The sequence below is a fragment of the Plantibacter sp. M259 genome, assembly GCF_006065115.1.
GTDB classification, from domain to species: domain Bacteria; phylum Actinomycetota; class Actinomycetes; order Actinomycetales; family Microbacteriaceae; genus Plantibacter; species Plantibacter auratus.
This window is the reverse complement of the sequence record NZ_CP040750.1, coordinates 1912132-1929537: the sequence shown is the minus strand read 5'-3', so window position 1 is coordinate 1929537 and position 17406 is coordinate 1912132. Positions and strand designations below refer to the sequence as shown.

Below are 17406 nucleotides of genomic sequence, written 5' to 3'. Positions count from 1 at the left end.
CGCGGCGGACGGCAGCTCCGCCGATCAGCCGACGTCCCATCGGTGGAGCCGGGCGGCCGCGAGACCCGACACGAGCGCGCATGCCGCCATCAGACTCCAGACCACCGCGAGCGGCACGGGCTGAGGGCCTTGGGAGATGATCGCCTCGAGTGCGCCGACGATCCAGGTCGTGGGCAGGAGCCGGAAGAGACCGGCGACCCACTCCGGAAGGACCGCGAGCGGGAAGAGCGCCCCGGACGTGGCGAGAGCGAGCATCGGCAGCAGGTACGCGAGTTGCATGGCGATGTCCGGGTTCGACAACCGCGCCGCGAGGAGATAGCCGAAGCCGAGCAGCATCGCGCCACCGAGCAGGATCGTGCCGGCGATCGCGACGAGGTCGGAGAGTGGACGGCCTGGCACCGTCCAGGCGGCCAGGGCGATGATCACCGCGGCCTCGACGACGACCAACCCCACGCGGATCGGCAGATGTCCGAGCAGGTACGCGTCGCGACGGGCCGGCGAGGTCGACAGCGCCCGCAGCAGGCCGGTGCTGCGATGCCGGACCAGCGGCACCGTGGTGAGCATGAACGCGATCGCCATCGATCCCGTGCTCGAAACAAGCGGGAGGCCGCGCTCCAGCACACCGGCAGGCGTGCCGGACGCCGTCGCCACGAGGGCGTCCACACCCCAGAGCAGTCCGATCAAGGCCAGGAAACTCGCCACGAGCGCGATGATCGAGCGCGGGTCCCGGACGAGGTCGTGCGCGTGGGCTGCGGCGAAGCTCCGGACCTGCGCTGGGAACGGGTGCGCCGTACTCATGGGCTGTGGGCCCGGTCGCTCTCGGCTGCAGACGTCGGCCGATTCGCGAGATCGATGAAGAGATCCTCGAGCGACCCGTGCGCCACTCGGAACCCGCGCGGTCTGAGACCGGAGGAGAAGGTGAGTCGGCGCAGCACGGCGTCGGGGTCGTCGGTCACGATCCCGACCAGGCTGACGGCGCCCTTCGCCGTCACGGTGATCTCGCCGGGGATGTCGTGGGAACGCAGTGCGTCCGCGGTGGTCCGGCCGGGGACCTCGAAGGTCACCGTGGCCGTGGCGGCGTGTTCCCGGACCAGGGTCTCCGGCTCCCCCGAGGCGGCGATCGAGCCGTCCACGAGGACGGCGATCCGGTCGCAGACCTGGGTGGCCTCGTCCATGTGGTGCGTCGAGAGCAGGATCGTGGTCCCGCGTTCCTGCTGGCGCCGGATGATGCCCCAGAGGTTCCGTCGAGCCTGCGGGTCGAGTCCGGCCGACGGCTCGTCGAGCACGACGATCTCGGGATTGCCGACCAACGCGATGGCGATCAGCAGGCGACGCTCCTGGCCGCCTGAGAGGTGCTTGACGCGCACGCGCCCTGCCTCCGCCAGATCGAGCTCGTCCAAGACCTCCTCGGGACGCCGCACGTCGCGGTAGAACGACGCGAAGAGGTCGAGCGTCTCCGCGACGGTCAGCGTCGGGAACAGGGTGGCGGCCTGCGGCTGCACCGCCATCCGCTCGGTCACGTATCGGCGGTCGATGGACGGGTCTCGTCCGAGCACCCGGACGGTTCCGTCGGTGGGACGGCGGAGTCCGACGATGGTCTCGAGCGTGGTGGTCTTCCCGGCCCGTTCGGTCCCAGCAGGCCGAACACCTCGCCCGCGTGGACCCGGAGGGAGACGCCGCGCAGGACGCTCCGGTCGCCGTAGCGCTTGCTGAGCCGGTCGACGGTGACGACCACTCGGTCTCGTTCGTTCATCGTCGTCCTCCAGACGGCGGGGCATCGTGTTCACCCGGGAAGAAGATCTCCTCGATCGGGCGGGAGAGCAATGCGGAGACCCGGAACGCCAACGGCAGGGACGGGTCGTAGCGCCCGGTCTCGAGCGCGTTCACCGTCTGCCTGGAGACGCCGAGTGCTTCAGCGAACTGGACCTGGGTCCACCCGCGTTCGGTACGGAGGGCGCGGACGTCGTTCTTCATCGGGTTGCCCGGAAGGAGACGACGCCGATGGTCACGCCCCAGACCGCCATCCCGCCGATGAACACCCACCATTCCGGCTGGGGGACGACGACACCGGCGGTCGACAGGAACACGACCGCGAGGCTGATCAGCATCGCCGCACCGAACCCGATGGCGAGACTCAGCACGATCACTCCGCGCTGCAGTTCGTCGACACGGCGCACGTGCCGGATGAGCGCGATCACGATCCACACCACCGGCACGAGCGGGACGAGTGCGACCACGACGGCTGCGGGCGATCCCGGCTCGGTGGGGAACAGCTCCGGCAGGAAGAGGAATGTCAGGAGGAACCCGACGGCACCGGCCGTGATCTCCCACATGTATCTGCGGGACGCACGACGCTCCTGCGGCGTCGACCCCCGTGTCGCGCGCTCGTTCATGCTGCCACCTCTCGTTGCGTGTCGGACATCGTGGTCGTCCGCCCGTCGCGCTCGGACTGATCCCACTCGAACCACCGCACGGCGAGCACGCCTGCTGCGACGGTGACGAGCGACATGAGCCCCCAGAGCGCGGGGACGGGGAGGAACGGTTCGGCCCCGGTCAGTGAGGCACTCGCGGCGGCGACGAACCAAGTGGTGGGCAGGCAGTTCATGGCGACCTGCACGACGGCGGGGAGGATGGACTGCGGCAGGAGCCCACCCGATGCGAATACGAGCCCGATCGTCACCATCACCATCGTCTGTTGCGTCGCCTCGGCGTTCCGCGATCGGGCGGCGAACACCAGCGCCAGAGCGAACAGCATCGCTGCTCCGAGGAGGAACGAGACCCCCAAGGCCAGGAGGTCCACGCCGTCGACGTACCTGCGCCAGACCGCGATCCCGGTCGTCAGCACCAGGATCCCCACCGCCACCAGCGCGCGCAAGGGGAGCTGGGCGAGGAGGAAGGTCGACCGGCGGAGCGGCGTCACGCCGAGCAGCCGGAGCAGCCCGCGCTCCCGCATCGCCACGAGTGGGACGGTCGTCCCGATGAATGCCAGGCTCGCGACCCCGACCAGGACCACGATGCCGAGGTTCTCCTGGAGCGGGTCGATCTTCACGTCGCCCTCGTCGTCCGTCACCGTCACCCCGTGGGCAGGGACGCCTGCGTCGCGCAGCCCTCGCCAGATCGGGTCCCACGCAGCCTGGTCCGCAGCGTCGAGCACGACCAGGGCGCGCCCCTCGCGCACGGTCACCCGCGTGTTCCGATCGGGGGCGTCGTCGGCGACCACCCGTACACCGGCCCGCTCCAGCGCCGACGAGACTCCAGGATCGTCCGTGTCCAGCGCGGTGACCGGAGCAGGGCCCAGCACGACGAACGCGAGCCACATGGAGACGTAGATCACGAGGATGATGCCGGTCATGAACCACATCGAGATCCCGGTGAGCGGGTTCCTGAGCACGTCGCGAGCACTCATCGACGCCAGCCGCCGGAACGCGGCGCCACCGCGTCCCGCGCGCTCGGTGAGCGCCGCCATCAGCGACACACCTCGGCCGCGAGATCCGACGTGACAAGGAAACCTGACATAGGTCAAGCATGCTTGTCATGCGACCACATGTCAAGTGACCTTGTCAGAGTGCGGCGGACGCCACCTCGCTCCATGAGTGCTGGGAGCCGACTCGTCGATCGACGCCGGACACGACGAAGGCCCCCGATTCCTCGGGGGCCTTTGTGTCACATCCACTGGTGCGCGAGGCGGGACTTGAACCCGCACGCCCTTTCGAGCACTGGCACCTGAAGCCAGCGCGTCTGCCAATTCCGCCACTCGCGCGAGACACCAGACGTCACCGCTCTCGCGGCAACTTATCGAGGATAGCACGCGGAGCCCGGGTGGCAGAACACCGGAGATCCGCGCCAGAGCAGGACGAAACGGCCCCGACGGTCCGGTGCCGATGCTGATCTCCTGCTGCCGAGCGGGTGAACACCTGGCGTCGGCGCCCGCGTCGATTGGCCTCGCGCGCAGGCAAACCGTCTAACATTGCCTGGACACCGACACGAATCGAGAGACCGTGGGCATTCTGGACAACTTCGAGAAGGGACTCGAGCGCGCCGTCAACGGCGCCTTCGCGAAGACCTTCAAGTCCGGACTCCAGCCGGTCGAGATCACGAGCGCGCTCCGACGCGAGCTCGACACCAAGGCCGCCGTCGTCTCCCGCGACCGCATCCTCGTGCCGAACAAGTTCACCGTCCGCATGTCGCCCACCGACTTCGAGCGCATGGACGCCATCGGTCCCTCCCTCATCGACGAGCTCGGTTCCCTCGTCCAGAAGCACGCCAAGAGCCAGGGCTACTCCTTCCCCGGTGCCGTGACCATCAAGCTCTCCGGCGACCGCTCCCTCCCCGACGGCCTCGTCCAGATCGACAGCGTCAATCTCAAGGGCTCCGTCACCTGGGCGCCCGTGCTCGACATCGGCGGCAAGCGCTACCCGATCACGCAGGCCCGCACGGTCATCGGCCGCGGCACCGAGGCCGACATCACGATCCCCGACACCGGCACCTCGCGAAAGCACGTCGAGATCCTCTGGGACGGCAACGCCGGTCAGGCGCGCGACCTCGGCTCGACGAACGGCTCGAAGCTCAACGGCCAGCCCTTCCGGCAGGCGGCCCTCTCCCCCGACTCCGTCATCGAGATCGGCCGCACGAGGATCGTGTTCCGCGTGGTCGCCAAGGCCGGCGGATCCGATCGCCAGATGAGCGACGCGACCCGACGTCACGATGTGTCGTCCTTCGGCGACTCGTGGGGGACGGCGCGTGAGCGAACTGACCCTGCTGGTCCTCCGCATCGGCTTCCTGCTCCTGCTCTGGACGTTCGTCTTCGGCATCGTCTACGCCCTCCGCACCGACCTCTTCGGTCCGCGCGTCCGGAAGCCGCAGCAGCAGACGTCGGGCGGTGCTCCGGCCACCCCGCCGCAGCCGATGCGTGCCGCGACCGCCCCGGCCCCCAGTCGGCCCGCGGCCGGTGGATCGAGCGGAACGCCTCCGCGCGCCACGGTCGACAACACCTCGCGCCTCGTCATCGTGTCCGGGCCCAAGCAGGGCACCGAGCTCCCCCTCGGCCGCGAGCCGATCACCATCGGCCGCTCAGCCGACTCCGGCCTCATCATCCGCGACGACTACACGTCCACGCATCACGCACGCCTCATGCTCTGGAACGACGAGTGGATGGTCCAAGACCTCGACTCCACCAACGGCACCTTCCTCGCCGGCAAGCGCGTGAGCGTCCCGACGCAGATCCCACTCGACACCCCCGTCAAGGTCGGCCAGACCAGTTTCGAGTTGCGGCGGTAACCCGGTGACGACCAGCGGCGCCGGCGCAGCGCTCTCCCATGTGGGTAAAGTGCGCTCAAACAACCAGGATTCCGGCTATTCCGGGCATCACCTGTTCGTGGTCGCCGACGGCATGGGCGGACACGCCGGCGGTGACGTCGCCTCGGCGATGGCACTCAACCGCATCATCGAAGCCGACGAACCATACCCGTCCTCCGAGGCGGCTGAGGCGACGCTCCAGTCCGCGATCCTCGCGGCGAACTCCATCCTGGGCGACACGGTCTCGAAGCACCGCGAGCTGACAGGCATGGGCACCACGGTCTCCGCGCTCGCAGTCATCGGCAACGAGGTCGCCATCGCCCACATCGGCGACTCCCGGATCTACCTCTTCCGCGAGGGCGAACTCAGCCAGATCACGGTCGACCACACGTTCGTCCAGCGCCTCGTGGACTCCGGCCGGATCACGGCAGAGGAAGCGATGGTCCATCCCCGCCGATCCGTGCTGATGCGCGTCCTCGGCGACGTCGACGCCTCCCCCGAGATCGACACCATGACGCTCGGGACGCAGCCGGGTGACCGCTGGATCCTCTGCTCCGACGGCCTCTCGGGCGTGGTCGACGAGACGCACATCACCGCGACCCTCACCGAGCAGCTGTCGGCGCAGCGCACTGCCGAGAAGCTCGTCCGGCAGAGCCTGGACCGCGGTGCACCGGACAACGTCACCGTCGTGGTCGTCGACATCGTCGACGAGCCGGTGAGTGACGGCGAGCCCGTCGTCGTCGGTTCGGCCTCGAAGCCCGTGGCCTTCGCGCTCACCCCGTCGGTGAAGAAGCCCTCACTCATCCCGAACAGCTGGTTGCACCCCGGGCGCGTCACCTCACTCGGCAACTCCCACTTCGAGCCGGCCTCCGAGGACTACCTCGACGAGCTCATCGAAGAGGACGAGCGTCGCGCGAGACGTCGGCGCATCACCTGGCTCGTCGGCCTCATCGTGGTCATCATCGCGATCGTCGGCGGGGTCGTGCTCGGATACGCGTGGACCCAGACCCGCTACTTCGTCGGCGGCGACGACGACACCGTCGTCATCTACCAGGGCATCCAGCAGGACGTCGGACCCATCCAGCTGTCGAGCGTCAAGGAGGACACCGGCATCCCGCTCGGCTCGCTCTCCGACTTCGATCGCCAGGCCGTCGACCAGACCATCAGCGCGTCCTCGTTCACCGAGGCCCTCGACATCGTGAAGCGATTGCGGGTGACCGATGACCAGTGACGTCGCCTCCCCCATCCAAGCCGACACCGGCGTCATCAAGACGATGCGCCGACTCCGGCTGCCGAAGAAGCTCCGGAACCTCGAACTCGCGCTCCTCATCTTCGCGTTCGCCATCAACGCGGTCGCGGTCATGCTCGTGCAGCTCGGTGCCCTCGGACACCTCGATTTCGCCCTGATCACCTTCGGTTCGGGCCTGTCGCTCCTGGTGCTCGCCTTCCACATCGTGCTGCGGTACACCGCGGCGGAGGCCGACCCCTTCCTGCTGCCGATCGCCACCGTGCTCGGCGGCGTCGGCATCGCCGAGATCTACCGGATCGACATCGCCCTCGGCGACTCCGGTTGGGCGAGCGCCGCGGTCCGACAGATGGTGTGGAGTGCGATCGCGATCGCCGGGGCCATCGCCGTGGTGCTGATCATCCGCAACCACCGCGTCCTCTTCAAGTACACGTACATCGCCGGCCTCTTCGCCTTCGTCCTCCTCCTGCTGCCCCTCCTGCCGGGCATTGGTCGCGAAGTCAACGGCGCCCGCGTCTGGATCGGCATCGGCGACGCGGTCACCTTCCAGCCCGGTGAGATCGCGAAGATCGCTCTCGCGGTCTTCTTCGCCGGTTATCTCGTGCGCACGCGCGACAGCCTCTCGATGGTCGGCAAGAAGTTCCTCGGGATCCAGTTCCCCCGTCTGCGCGATCTCGGCCCGATCCTCGTGGTCTGGGCGATGGCTATGGGCGTGATCGTCTTCCAGCGCGACCTCGGAACCGGTCTGCTCTACTTCGGCATGTTCCTCGTCATGCTGTACGTCGCGACGAGCCGCGCCAGCTGGATCATCATCGGCCTGACGATGTTCTTCGCCGGTGCGTTCATCGCCGGTCAGACCCTCTCCTACGTCGCCGGTCGCTTCCACAACTGGTGGGACGCCTTCAACCCGGAGGTCTTCGACCGCGACGGCGGCAGCTACCAGCTCGTGCAAGGCATCTTCGGCCTCGCCCACGGCGGACTCCTCGGCACCGGGCTCGGCCAGGGCATGCCCGAGATCACGCCCGTCCCGCAGAGCGACTACATCATCGCCAGCCTCGGCGAGGAACTCGGTCTCGCCGGCCTCTTCGCGATCTTCGCGCTCTACCTGCTGCTCGTCTCGCGGGGCTTCCGAGTCGGCTACGCCGGTACCGACGACTTCGGCAAGCTCCTCTCGATCGGCCTGGCGTTCACCGTCGCGCTGCAGGTCTTCGTCGTCGTCGGCGGCGTGACCCGCATCATCCCGCTCACGGGGCTCACCACACCCTTCCTGGCGGCCGGCGGGTCGTCGCTCGTCGCGAACTGGATCATCATCGCCGTCCTGCTCCGCATCTCCGACACGGTCCGAACCCAGCCCAAGGCGGTGGTCTCATGAATCGCGAACTCAAGCGGGTGAGCATCGTCGTCCTGGCGATGTTCCTGGCGCTCTTCGGGTCGACCACGATCATCCAGATGTTCCAGGCCGACACCCTGAACGCCGACGGTCGCAACACCCGGACGCTCTATGACAGCTACCGGACCGAGCGTGGACCCATCCTGCTGTCGGACGGCACCGCCATCGCGTCGTCGGTCGCGAGCGACGACGAGTACAAGTACCAGCGCGTCTACGCGAACGGCCCGCTGTATGCGCCCGTCACCGGCTACTTCTCGCCGACGCAAGGGTCCTCCGGTCTCGAGCTGGCCACCAACGACCTGCTCAGCGGTACGTCGAACTCCCAGTTCCTCGACTCCATCAACCGGCTCATCTCCGGACAGGCGCCGAAGGGCGCGGCGGTCGAGGTCACGCTCGACCCCGTCGTGCAGCAGGCCGCCTTCGACGCACTCGGCGACCAAGAGGGCGCGATCGTCGCCATCGAGCCGAAGACGGGCAAGATCCTCGCCTCGGTGTCGAGCCCCGGCTACGACCCGAACGTCCTGGCCAGCCACGACAACGCGGCCGTGCTCGACGCCTACCGGACCCTCGACGACGACGACCGCCAGCCGCTCCTCAACAAGGGCGTCGACGGCGACCTCGATCCGCCCGGTTCCACGTTCAAACTCGTCACTGCGGCCGCCGCGTTCGCGTCAGGCGACTACACGCCGGAGTCCGAGTTCCCGAACCCCTCCACCTACACGCTCCCCGGGACGAGCACCGTCATCCGCAACTCTGAAGGCGGAAGTTGCGGCGGCGGCGCGACGGTGTCCATCGCGACGGCCGTCGAGCTCAGCTGCAACATCCCGCTCGCGGAACTCGGCGTCGAGCTCGGCTACGAGAAGATCCGCGACATGGCGCAGGGCTTCGGCTTCAACATGGACGTCAACATCACCGGAACGGGACTCAACCCCATGCCGATGCAGCCGAGCACCTTCCCGAACGCGCTGAGCGACGACCAGACCGCCATGGCCGCCTTCGGACAGTACACCGTGCGGGCCTCGGCGCTCCAGATGGCCATGGTCTCGGCCGGCATCGCGAACGGTGGCATCGTCTGCAACCCGCAGCTGGTGAACCGCGTCGTGAACCCCGATCTGAGCGTGCTCAAGGAGTTCGAACCGGCGCAGCTGTCGCAGCCGATCACGAGTTCGGTGGCCAAGGAGATCACGGACATCATGGTCCAGGGCGTCCAGAGCGGTGCTGCGACTAATGCAAGAATAGATGGGGTCGATGTGGCTGGAAAGACAGGCACGGCACAGAACGGATCCGACGATCCGTACACGCTGTGGTTCACCGGGTTCGCACCTGCGGACGACCCGAAGGTCGCCGTGGCGGTCGTTGTTGAAGATGGCGGTGGACTCGGACAGGACGGTTACGGCAACCTCGTGGCCGCGCCGATCGCGAAGAAAGTACTAGAGGCGGTGCTGAACAAATGAGACCGACAGCCGGGCTGACCTTCGGAGGTCGCTACGAACTGCAATCTCGCATTGCGATCGGTGGCATGGGCGAGGTGTGGCAGGCCACTGACCTGGTCATCGGCCGGACCATCGCCATCAAGATCCTCAAGGATGAGTACATGGGGGACCCCGGGTTCCTCGAGCGGTTCCGTGCCGAGGCACGGCACGCCGCACTCGTGAACCACGAGGGCATCGCCAACGTCTTCGACTACGGCGAGGAGGACGGCAGCGCCTTCCTCGTCATGGAACTCGTGCCCGGTGAGGCCCTGTCCACCGTGCTCGAGCGCGAGCGTGTCCTGCCGACCGACAAGGTGCTCGACATCGTCGCGCAGACCTCGTCGGCACTCCAGGCCGCGCACGCCGCGGGTCTCGTCCACCGTGACATCAAGCCGGGAAACCTGCTCATCACGCCGGACGGCCGCGTCAAGATCACCGACTTCGGCATCGCCCGCATCGCCGACCAGGTGCCACTCACGGCCACCGGTCAGGTCATGGGCACCGTGCAGTACCTCTCGCCCGAGCAGGCGAGCGGACACCCAGCCTCGCCGTCGACGGACATCTACTCGCTCGGCATCGTCGCGTACGAGTGCCTCGCCGGACGCCGTCCGTTCACGGGTGAGTCGCAGGTCGCCATCGCGATGGCACAGATCAACGAGCAGCCGCCGGAGCTCCCCGTCACGATCGCCGAACCGGTCCGCCGGTTCGTCATGTCGATGATCGCGAAGAACCCGGTCGACCGTCCTGCGTCGTCCGCCCACGTCGCGCGCGCTGCCCAGGCGCTCCGTCGGGGCGACCTCAACGCCGCGGCAGCTGCCGTCCCGATGATCCTCGGTGGGGCCGGCGACGCCGCGACCACCGTCATGGACCAGACCCGTCGGATGCCGGCAGCCGACGACGCGACGACGCAGTTGCTGTCCGCCGCCGAGGCGGACCAGCTCGAGGACGACATCGAGGGCGAGGACGAGAAGAAGAAGCGCAGCAAGTGGACCTGGCCGCTCATCGGTCTCGTCGCCCTGCTCGTCATCGTGCTGGTCGGTTCGCTGATCGCCGTCTTCGCCAACCAGGGGAACGACGCCGGGGGTAAGACACCGTCGGCGACATCGACCTCGGCCTCGCCGACCCCGTCGAAGACCCCGACCCCGACGCCCACGCCGGTGCCCACGGTGTTCCCGATCAACCTGAGCGATCTCCAGGGGCGGTCCTTCGAGGAGCTCAACGCCATCTTCAGTGCGGCGCCGTACAACTTCAGCGTGTCGAAGAACGTCGGCAACGCAGCGACCTCGCCGGAGCAGGTCGACACGGTCTACGACGTCAACCCGACGGGTAACGTGAAGACGGGTTCAGCCATCACCCTCACCGTGTACGGCGAGATCGCTGTCATCGACCCGCCCACCGAAGCGCCGAAGGTCGACCTGTCCAAGTTGAATGACGCCGGTCAGCTTGAGATCCCGAAGGACGCGACGTCGACGACCATCGCCGTCGACTGGGCTACGGTGCAGAACGCCTGCCCGACTGGCACGGACTTCCTCGGCTACACCGTGACGGTCGGCGGCGGTTTCTTCCAGAACAACTCATCGGGTCAGTTCGACGCCAACACGACCAGCGGCACGATCACGGTCGACGCCGCCGGTCAGCTGACCGTGTCCTACGCGGTCCGATGCAGCACCGGCACGTCGGCGGCATCACCGGCATCGACGCCGATCGACGTGGTCAAGGCTACCGAGTAGTCACATCTCGTCGTGTGCTCTCAGGGGCATCCCTGAGAGCACACGAAGGGTGCCCGAGTAAGCTGTTAGTGTTTGTCCTCCAAGCGAATTCAGGGGTGGTACGTGGCTGACGATCAACGCCTGCTCGCAGGTCGATACGTCGTCGGCGACCTCATCGGTCGCGGGGCATGTCCAACGTCTTCCGCGGCGTGGACACCAAGCTCGGTCGCACCGTCGCCATCAAGGTCCTGAAGTCCACCCTCGCCACCGACCCCGCATTCCGCTCCCGTTTCCGTCAGGAGGCGCAGGCCGCCTCACGGATGGCGCACCCCACGATCGTCCGTGTCTACGACGCCGGCGAGGAACGGGTCAAGGACGGCTCCGGTCACGACCTCATCGAGCCCTTCATCGTCATGGAGTACGTCGAAGGACGCATGCTGAAGGACCTCATCGCCGAGGGCCCCGTCGAGTCCGACGAGGCGGTGCGCATCGCGCACAGCATCCTCACCGCGCTGGAGTACTCCCACCGAGCCGGTGTCGTGCACCGGGACATCAAGCCGGGCAACGTCATGATCACCACGGCCGGCGACGTCAAGGTCACCGACTTCGGTATCGCACGCGCCGTCTCCGATTCGTCCACGACGGTCGCGCAGACGACCGCCATCCTCGGCACGGCCGCGTACTTCTCGCCCGAGCAGGCCAAGGGCGAGACGGTCGACGCCCGGACCGACCTCTACTCCACCGGCGTCGTCCTCTTCGAGATGCTGACGGGCAAGGCGCCCTTCCGCGGCGACACCGCCGTCGCCGTCGCGTACCAGCACGTGAGCGAGCGCCCGGTGAAGCCGAGCTCGATCAACCCGAAGGTGTCGCCTGCGCTCGACCAGGTCGTCCTCCGAGCCCTCGCGAAGGATCGCTTCGAGCGGTATCAGAGCGCCGTCGAGTTCCGTGAGGACCTCGACGAAGCTGGAGCCGGCCATGTGCCGGTCCGACGCGACGACCACGACTCGCTGTTCGGCCCATCTCCGACGGCGGCGTCCAGCACCGAGCAGGCGATCCGTCAGCTCACCTCTGACGACACCGTGACGCGTACCCAGCGCCGGCCACCGGTCGTGTGGATCTGGGCCGCCATCGCCGGTATCGCCGTCATCCTGTTCTCGCTCGTGTTCTGGGTGGTGCAGCTTCCACCCGCGACGAGCATCTCCACGGACTCCAGAGAGGTCCCGGACCTCGTCGACGCCACGTGGGAGAGTGCGAACAGCACGATCGAGCAGCTCGAACTCGTCCCCACCAAGTTCGACGAAGCGAGCAGCGACTACGAGGCGGGTCACGTCATCCGCACCGACCCGCCCGGCGGCACCACGGTGACCAAGAACACGCAGATCAAGGTCTACGTGTCGACCGGTCGAGCTCAGGTCGAGGTCCCCGACGTCATCAACCAGTCCTCCGAGGCCGCGTGGGCCGCGGTCGCCGCTGCCGGTCTCACACAAGGCTCCGTGACTCGCGAGAACTCACCGACTGTGCCGGCAGGTGTCGTGCTGCGGATGGATCCCGAGGCGGGTACCTCCGTCGACCAGGGGTCCACGGTGAACCTCGTCGTCTCCAGCGGGAACGTCACGCTGACGGACGTCGTCGGGCAGCCGCTGCTCGACGCGACGAACTACCTGCAGGATGCGACGAGGCAGTTCACCGTGCAGCCGCAGGCCGACGCGACGTGCAAGGCCGTCGCCGGGGACCCGGTCACGGCCATGTCACCCGCACCAGGCGACATCCCGCAGAAGTCGGTCATCACACTCACCTACTGCACCGGTCCATAGGCCCCGCTGGTTCCTGAGCCTGTCGAAGAGCGGTCCCTGAGCCAGCTCTCCGGTCCCTGAGCCTGTCGAAGGGCCTACCGGGTCATGAGCGGGCTGATCCCCCGTGCTCGCTGATGCGCGCCGGTGAGCCCGGCCGTTTCGAGCCAGTTCGCCAGGAGCTGGTAGCCGCACTCGGAGAGCACCGACTCCGGGTGGAACTGCACGCCGTGGATCGGGGCGTCACGGTGGCGGAGCCCCATGATGACGCCGCTGGTCGTCCGGCTCGTCACGACGAGTTCCTCGGGCACGGTGCCGTCGACGACGGCGAGCGAGTGATACCTGGTGGCGTTGAATTGCTGCGGGATGCCACGGTAAATGGCACTGCCGTCGTGTTCCACGACCGAGCTCTGTCCGTGCATCAGCTCATCCGCGGTGTGCACGGCCGCTCCGAACGCCTCGGCGATCGCCTGGTGGCCGAGGCACACCCCGAGGAGCGGTGTCCCGGTGCGGTACGCCGCGTGGACGGTGTCCAGTGAGATTCCGGCGTCGGATGGCCGACCGGGTCCGGGCGAGACGATGACGCCGTCGAACCCGCGGATCCGCTGCTCGAGGTCGGCGAGAGCGATGCCGTCGTTCTGCACGACGACGGTCTCTGCCCCCAGTTGTTCGACGTACCCGTTCAGCGTGTAGACGAAGCTGTCGTAGTTGTCGATGACCAGGACGCGGGTCATTCGTCGCCGACGGTCACATTCTGATCGACGATGAACGAGTCCACGTAGGGGAACACCCACGTGAAGAGGGCAGCCACGACCGCCACGAACAGGACGACGAGGATGATGATCCTCAGCCAGACGGGTCCGGGCAGGACCCTCCAGAGTGCGCCGTACATCGTCAGCCTCCAGCGGCCGCGACGGACGCGGCGATCTCGGCGGGCGGCCCGGCGGACAGCGGCTGCCAGGACTCGTACACCGCGTAAGCGATACTGCGTTCCGCCGTCGAATAGAGCGGGTTGCAGGTGGTCAGGGTGAGGATGCGCTGCGTGGGTGCGACGCCGTCCACCTGGGGGACGGGGTTGAGGACGTCCACCTGGGTGGGCAACACGTAGGTGATGTTCCGGAACACGTAGGTGTAGTAGCCGTCGGCCGTCTGGACGTAGACCTTGTCGCCGATCTGCAGGTCGCTGATCAGGGTCATCGCGCCGCCGTAGGCCTTGCGATGACCGGCGACGACGAAGTTGCCGACCTCTCCGGGCATCTGGGTGCTCGGATAGTGACCGACGCCGAGGTCGAAGCTGTTGAGGACGGTCGCGGTGTCGACACCCTCGGCGACGACGCGGCGGTAGTCGGCGCCGTACCGCGGCACGTAGAGCACCGCGAACGGGTCGCCTGGCGCGGGGCGGGCGGTGACGGGCGGCTCACCGTAGTTCGGCGCGCCGGTTGCATCGATGGTCGGTTCGGGTGCCGGAGCGGTCTCGGCGTTCTTGATCCACTCCTGCGACTGGCTCGACGCGGCGTTCGCCTGGCTGCCGGCCATGATCATGTCGTTCCACCAGAGCTGCCAGGCGAGGAACAGCAGGACGACCATGCCTGCGGTGATGAGCAGCTCGCCGGCCACCCCGAAGACACTGATGCGGTGCTTCGACGGCGCTCTGCGCTCAGCGGCGCGTGCGCTCGCTCGCGAAGGTAGGTCGTCGGTCACGCATGGATTCTACCGAGAAGAACCCGGGATCGGCTGATCCCCAAGGCACCGATTGGGGTGAACAGGTAGAATGTCGGCATGGCACGCACGAAGTCACGAAGCAAACCGTCCCGCGAACCCGAGCAGACGAGCGGCGAACCCGCACCGAACGCGGTCTGGTTCAAGCCGGTCATGTTCGGCTTCATGCTCCTCGGCCTCGCCTGGATCGTCGTCTACTACCTGAGCGGCACGCTGCTCCCGATCCAGTCGCTCGGCCCGTGGAACATCCTCGTCGGCTTCGGCATCGCTTTCATCGGCTTCCTCATGACCACCAGGTGGCGCTAGCCTTCCTCACTTCACGTCGTGCACAGCGGGTCGTCCTCTCGGACGGCCCGCTGTTTCGTTGTACTCGGGATCCGGCGTATCGAGTTCTCCACAGGATTGTGGAGAACTTCCGAATTATCCACATGCCAGTGTGGAGAACCGCAGGGACTCCCGGAAACACGGGGAACCACACCGGTGTAATTATCCCCAGTGTTCATAACTCTGTGGATAACTCCGGCAACCTTCAACGTCTGCTGCATGGTTGCGGTTCTCCGCCGAGCGCACCACTGGTCGACGCGGGTCACCGGGCAGCACCCGGTCACGGATCCGAACCCGGTCACCGGGCCACACTCGGTCACCGAGCCACACCCGGTCACCGAGCCATACCCGGTCACTGAGCCTGTCGAAGTGCGGTCCCGCTCAGAGCAGGGCGGGAAGGAGGCTGGCGCCCACGAGGACGACGCTCAAGGCGCTGATCAGGACTGCCTGGAGCGGCTGCTGGGTGCGCTTGCGGGTGTTGACGAGGATGAGGCCAATGAGGGCGCCTCCGACGAGCCCGCCCAGGTGGGCCTGCCAGGCGATGTTCACGCCGGGGATGAAACCGATGACGAGGTTGATGCCCAGGAGCACCAGCAGCCCGCGGGTGTCGGCACCCATGCGTCGCTGGATGACGAGGAACGCGCCGAGCAGCCCGAAGATCGCGCCCGAGGCGCCGACCACGGCCGTCCTCGGGTCGGCGAGGAACAGGACACCGACCGAACCGGCGAACCCGGCGACCAGGTAGAGCGCGAGGAACCGCCAGTGACCGAGCATGGTCTCGAGGATCCGGCCGAAGATCCAGAGCGTGTACATGTTCAACAGGATGTGGAAGATGAAGCCCTGCGAGTGCACGAACACCGCGGTCAGCATCCGCCAGGGCTGGACCGCACCGTACGACGGATCGGAGTACACGCCGGCGTAGAGGAGCGCGTTCGTGACGCCGAGCCCGGGGATCCACTGCAGCAGGAACACGAACGCCGTCACGGCGATGATCGCGTACGTGACGATGGGGGAGGAGTTGCTGATCCTCGCACCGAGACGGTTGCGAGGGGCGCTCTGTCGCTGCGCCTTCATGTCCTCCGGACAGATGAAACCGACTGCCCCGGGCGTCTGGCACTCTCCGCAGATCGTCCGGCCGCAACGCTGGCAGAGCACGAAGCTCTGTCGGTCGGGGTGGCGATAGCAGAAGTTGGCCGACGGATCCCGGGGCAGGGTCACGGTCTGTCCTCCGAGCGGGGTCTAGGCCTCGGAGATGGTGACGCTCTCGAGGACGACGGGCTCGATCGGCTTGTCGCCGGCACCGGTCGGGACGGCCTGGATGGCGTCGACGACCGCGCGGGACTCGGCGTCGGCGACCTCACCGAAGATGGTGTGCTTGCCCTGGAGCCACTGCGTGGGAACGGTGGTGATGAAGAACTGCGAGCCGTTCGTGCCCTCGACGGCGCCCGTGATGGCGTTGCGGCGCTTGCCGGCGTTCGCCATGGCGAGGATGTAGGGCTCGTCGAAGTTGAGCTCCGGGTGGATCTCGTCGTCGAAGTTGTAGCCCGGGCCACCGGTGCCGGTTCCGAGTGGGTCGCCGCCCTGGATCATGAAGGCCGGGATGATGCGGTGGAAGATGAGGTCGCTGTACAGCGCGTCGTTCCGGGTCTGGCCCGTCTTCGAATCCGTCCACTCGCGCCCGCCGGTCGCCAGGTCGGTGAAGTTCTTGACCGTCTTGGGAGCGTGGTCCCCGAAGAGGTTGACCTTGATCTCACCGTGGTTGGTGTGCAACGTGGCGACTGCGGTGTGCTTTGACATACTCCCAATTCTTGCACAAGGGTTCGGGACTCTCGGATGGTATCCAGGGGTCTAAGTGGCAAGATGGAGGTTACGTTGTTGCCGCGATCATTGGAGATGACCACATGAGCCTGTCACGCAAGCGCCGGAAAGAGCTCAAGAAGCTCAAGGGTTCCGCTGCCGACCTCTGGGACTCCCAGCAGGATGTCCTGAACCACGCCAACGAAGTCGCTCGTGAGGTGAGCCGTCAGCTCGGGAACTTCTCGAAGGAGCAGGTGGTCCCCGTCGTGCGCGACACCTACGAGCACCGCGTCGTCCCCACGGTCGACCGGGGGATCAAGGTCTCCCGCAACGCCGTCGACGGCGTGCGCAAGGGCATCTCGGATGGCGTCGTCCCCGCTGTCGGTGGCGTCGTCGGTACGGTGCTGAGCATCGGCGACATCGCCAAGGACACCCGCGTGCAGGCGGCTCTCCGCCGCCTCCACGTTCCCGAGCAGGTGCTGCCCGCCAAGAAGGGCGCGAGCGCAGGTACCGTCATCGCGATCGGCCTCGGCGTCCTCGCCGCTGCCGGTGTCGCCTACGCCGTCTGGCAGACGTTCCGCGCAGACGACGAGCTGTGGGTCTCCGACGAGGAGCCTGCCGCTTCCTGATCTCGCTTCGCACGACGCAGCCCCTCGCCGGTATC

18 protein-coding genes, 1 tRNA gene and 1 pseudogene are annotated in these 17406 nt (G+C 67.4%); 9 read left to right on the top strand and 11 right to left on the bottom strand.

Annotated features, from left to right (window positions below):
• Positions 1–24 precede the first annotated feature (24 nt).
• The 6 genes from FGL15_RS08920 to FGL15_RS08895 form a co-directional block, all read right to left on the bottom strand.
• Complete coding sequence (locus FGL15_RS08920; protein ID WP_138945761.1) at positions 25–798, bottom strand: ABC transporter permease; 774 nt, start codon at positions 796–798, stop codon at positions 25–27.
• On the bottom strand, positions 795–1778 hold the full coding sequence (locus FGL15_RS08915; protein ID WP_138945760.1) for an ABC transporter ATP-binding protein: 984 nt from the start codon (positions 1776–1778) through the stop codon (positions 795–797). The genes FGL15_RS08920 and FGL15_RS08915 overlap by 4 nt, the downstream gene beginning before the upstream one ends.
• Positions 1750–1974, bottom strand: a complete 225-nt coding sequence (locus FGL15_RS08910; RefSeq protein ID WP_079704339.1) for a helix-turn-helix transcriptional regulator — start codon at positions 1972–1974, stop codon at positions 1750–1752. The genes FGL15_RS08915 and FGL15_RS08910 overlap by 29 nt, the downstream gene beginning before the upstream one ends.
• Positions 1971–2393, bottom strand: coding sequence for a hypothetical protein (locus FGL15_RS08905; RefSeq protein WP_138945759.1), 423 nt, complete (start codon positions 2391–2393; stop codon positions 1971–1973). The genes FGL15_RS08910 and FGL15_RS08905 overlap by 4 nt, the downstream gene beginning before the upstream one ends.
• Positions 2390–3466 (bottom strand): ABC transporter permease, encoded by a 1077-nt coding sequence (locus tag FGL15_RS08900; RefSeq protein WP_138945758.1) that lies wholly within the window; start codon positions 3464–3466, stop codon positions 2390–2392. Before FGL15_RS08900 ends, FGL15_RS08905 begins: the two co-directional genes overlap by 4 nt.
• A 207-nt stretch (positions 3467–3673) precedes the next feature.
• Positions 3674–3760 (bottom strand) — tRNA-Leu (locus FGL15_RS08895).
• Positions 3761–3998: 238 nt separating this feature from the next.
• Here FGL15_RS08895 and FGL15_RS08890 point away from each other — a divergent pair.
• The 7 genes and pseudogenes from FGL15_RS08890 to pknB all read left to right on the top strand — a co-directional run.
• Positions 3999–4709, top strand: a pseudogene (locus FGL15_RS08890) (FhaA domain-containing protein); the annotation flags it as partial.
• A gap of 31 nt (positions 4710–4740) precedes the next feature.
• A complete protein-coding gene (locus tag FGL15_RS08885; RefSeq protein WP_138945757.1) occupies positions 4741–5277 on the top strand; it encodes an FHA domain-containing protein in 537 nt (178 codons plus the stop codon).
• Positions 5278–5281: 4 nt separating this feature from the next.
• Complete coding sequence (locus FGL15_RS08880) at positions 5282–6526, top strand: Stp1/IreP family PP2C-type Ser/Thr phosphatase (RefSeq protein ID WP_138945756.1); 1245 nt, start codon at positions 5282–5284, stop codon at positions 6524–6526.
• Entirely contained in the window at positions 6516–7913 is a 1398-nt protein-coding gene (locus FGL15_RS08875) for an FtsW/RodA/SpoVE family cell cycle protein (RefSeq protein WP_138945755.1), read from the top strand. Before FGL15_RS08880 ends, FGL15_RS08875 begins: the two co-directional genes overlap by 11 nt.
• On the top strand, positions 7910–9385 hold the full coding sequence (locus FGL15_RS08870) for a penicillin-binding protein 2 (protein ID WP_138945754.1): 1476 nt from the start codon (positions 7910–7912) through the stop codon (positions 9383–9385). Before FGL15_RS08875 ends, FGL15_RS08870 begins: the two co-directional genes overlap by 4 nt.
• On the top strand, positions 9382–11133 hold the full coding sequence (locus tag FGL15_RS08865; protein WP_138945753.1) for a protein kinase: 1752 nt from the start codon (positions 9382–9384) through the stop codon (positions 11131–11133). The genes FGL15_RS08870 and FGL15_RS08865 overlap by 4 nt, the downstream gene beginning before the upstream one ends.
• Positions 11134–11300: 167 nt before the next feature.
• Positions 11301–12926, top strand: a complete 1626-nt coding sequence (pknB, locus tag FGL15_RS08860; RefSeq protein WP_138945752.1) for a Stk1 family PASTA domain-containing Ser/Thr kinase — start codon at positions 11301–11303, stop codon at positions 12924–12926.
• Between the two features lie 74 nt (positions 12927–13000).
• On the opposite strand, the gene FGL15_RS08855 is transcribed toward pknB, so the two are convergent.
• Genes FGL15_RS08855 through FGL15_RS08850 form a run of 3 tightly spaced genes read right to left on the bottom strand, consistent with a single transcriptional unit; the run spans position 13001 to position 14603 of the window.
• Positions 13001–13636: an aminodeoxychorismate/anthranilate synthase component II gene (locus FGL15_RS08855; protein WP_138945751.1), complete on the bottom strand. Its 636-nt coding sequence runs from the start codon at positions 13634–13636 to the stop codon at positions 13001–13003.
• The gene (locus FGL15_RS20285; RefSeq protein ID WP_162852296.1) at positions 13633–13794 is read right to left on the bottom strand and encodes a hypothetical protein; all 162 of its coding nucleotides are present in this window, start codon (positions 13792–13794) and stop codon (positions 13633–13635) included. The genes FGL15_RS08855 and FGL15_RS20285 overlap by 4 nt, the downstream gene beginning before the upstream one ends.
• Before the next feature lie 2 nt (positions 13795–13796).
• Complete coding sequence (locus tag FGL15_RS08850; RefSeq protein WP_138945750.1) at positions 13797–14603, bottom strand: class E sortase; 807 nt, start codon at positions 14601–14603, stop codon at positions 13797–13799.
• A gap of 78 nt (positions 14604–14681) precedes the next feature.
• Here FGL15_RS08850 and FGL15_RS08845 point away from each other — a divergent pair, with 78 nt between their 5' ends.
• A complete protein-coding gene (locus FGL15_RS08845; protein ID WP_064294026.1) occupies positions 14682–14927 on the top strand; it encodes a cell division protein CrgA in 246 nt (81 codons plus the stop codon).
• A 399-nt stretch (positions 14928–15326) separates the two neighbouring features.
• On the opposite strand, the gene FGL15_RS08840 is transcribed toward FGL15_RS08845, so the two are convergent.
• Complete coding sequence (locus FGL15_RS08840) at positions 15327–16019, bottom strand: rhomboid family intramembrane serine protease (protein WP_240773874.1); 693 nt, start codon at positions 16017–16019, stop codon at positions 15327–15329.
• A 165-nt stretch (positions 16020–16184) separates the two neighbouring features.
• Complete coding sequence (locus tag FGL15_RS08835) at positions 16185–16742, bottom strand: peptidylprolyl isomerase (protein ID WP_064294028.1); 558 nt, start codon at positions 16740–16742, stop codon at positions 16185–16187.
• A 104-nt stretch (positions 16743–16846) separates the two neighbouring features.
• Between FGL15_RS08835 and FGL15_RS08830 the strand changes: the two genes are divergently transcribed.
• Positions 16847–17371 (top strand): hypothetical protein, encoded by a 525-nt coding sequence (locus FGL15_RS08830; protein ID WP_079704327.1) that lies wholly within the window; start codon positions 16847–16849, stop codon positions 17369–17371.
• Positions 17372–17406 lie beyond the last annotated feature (35 nt).

Bases quoted from the DNA above. Each gene is read 5' to 3' on its own strand.
- FGL15_RS08920 (WP_138945761.1), bottom strand. From the start codon at position 798: ATGAGTACGGCGCACCCGTTCCCAGCGCAGGTCCGGAGCTTCGCCGCA.
- FGL15_RS08900 (WP_138945758.1), bottom strand. From the start codon at position 3,466: ATGGCGGCGCTCACCGAGCGCGCGGGACGCGGTGGCGCCGCGTTCCGG.
- FGL15_RS08905 (WP_138945759.1), bottom strand. From the start codon at position 2,393: ATGAACGAGCGCGCGACACGGGGGTCGACGCCGCAGGAGCGTCGTGCG.
- FGL15_RS08865 (WP_138945753.1), top strand. From the start codon at position 9,382: ATGAGACCGACAGCCGGGCTGACCTTCGGAGGTCGCTACGAACTGCAA.
- FGL15_RS08915 (WP_138945760.1), bottom strand. From the start codon at position 1,778: ATGCCCCGCCGTCTGGAGGACGACGATGAACGAACGAGACCGAGTGGT.
- FGL15_RS20285 (WP_162852296.1), bottom strand. From the start codon at position 13,794: ATGTACGGCGCACTCTGGAGGGTCCTGCCCGGACCCGTCTGGCTGAGG.
- FGL15_RS08870 (WP_138945754.1), top strand. From the start codon at position 7,910: ATGAATCGCGAACTCAAGCGGGTGAGCATCGTCGTCCTGGCGATGTTC.
- FGL15_RS08835 (WP_064294028.1), bottom strand. From the start codon at position 16,742: ATGTCAAAGCACACCGCAGTCGCCACGTTGCACACCAACCACGGTGAG.
- FGL15_RS08875 (WP_138945755.1), top strand. From the start codon at position 6,516: ATGACCAGTGACGTCGCCTCCCCCATCCAAGCCGACACCGGCGTCATC.
- FGL15_RS08845 (WP_064294026.1), top strand. From the start codon at position 14,682: ATGGCACGCACGAAGTCACGAAGCAAACCGTCCCGCGAACCCGAGCAG.
- FGL15_RS08910 (WP_079704339.1), bottom strand. From the start codon at position 1,974: ATGAAGAACGACGTCCGCGCCCTCCGTACCGAACGCGGGTGGACCCAG.
- FGL15_RS08855 (WP_138945751.1), bottom strand. From the start codon at position 13,636: ATGACCCGCGTCCTGGTCATCGACAACTACGACAGCTTCGTCTACACG.
- FGL15_RS08830 (WP_079704327.1), top strand. From the start codon at position 16,847: ATGAGCCTGTCACGCAAGCGCCGGAAAGAGCTCAAGAAGCTCAAGGGT.
- FGL15_RS08840 (WP_240773874.1), bottom strand. From the start codon at position 16,019: ATGAAGGCGCAGCGACAGAGCGCCCCTCGCAACCGTCTCGGTGCGAGG.
- pknB (WP_138945752.1), top strand. From the start codon at position 11,301: ATGTCCAACGTCTTCCGCGGCGTGGACACCAAGCTCGGTCGCACCGTC.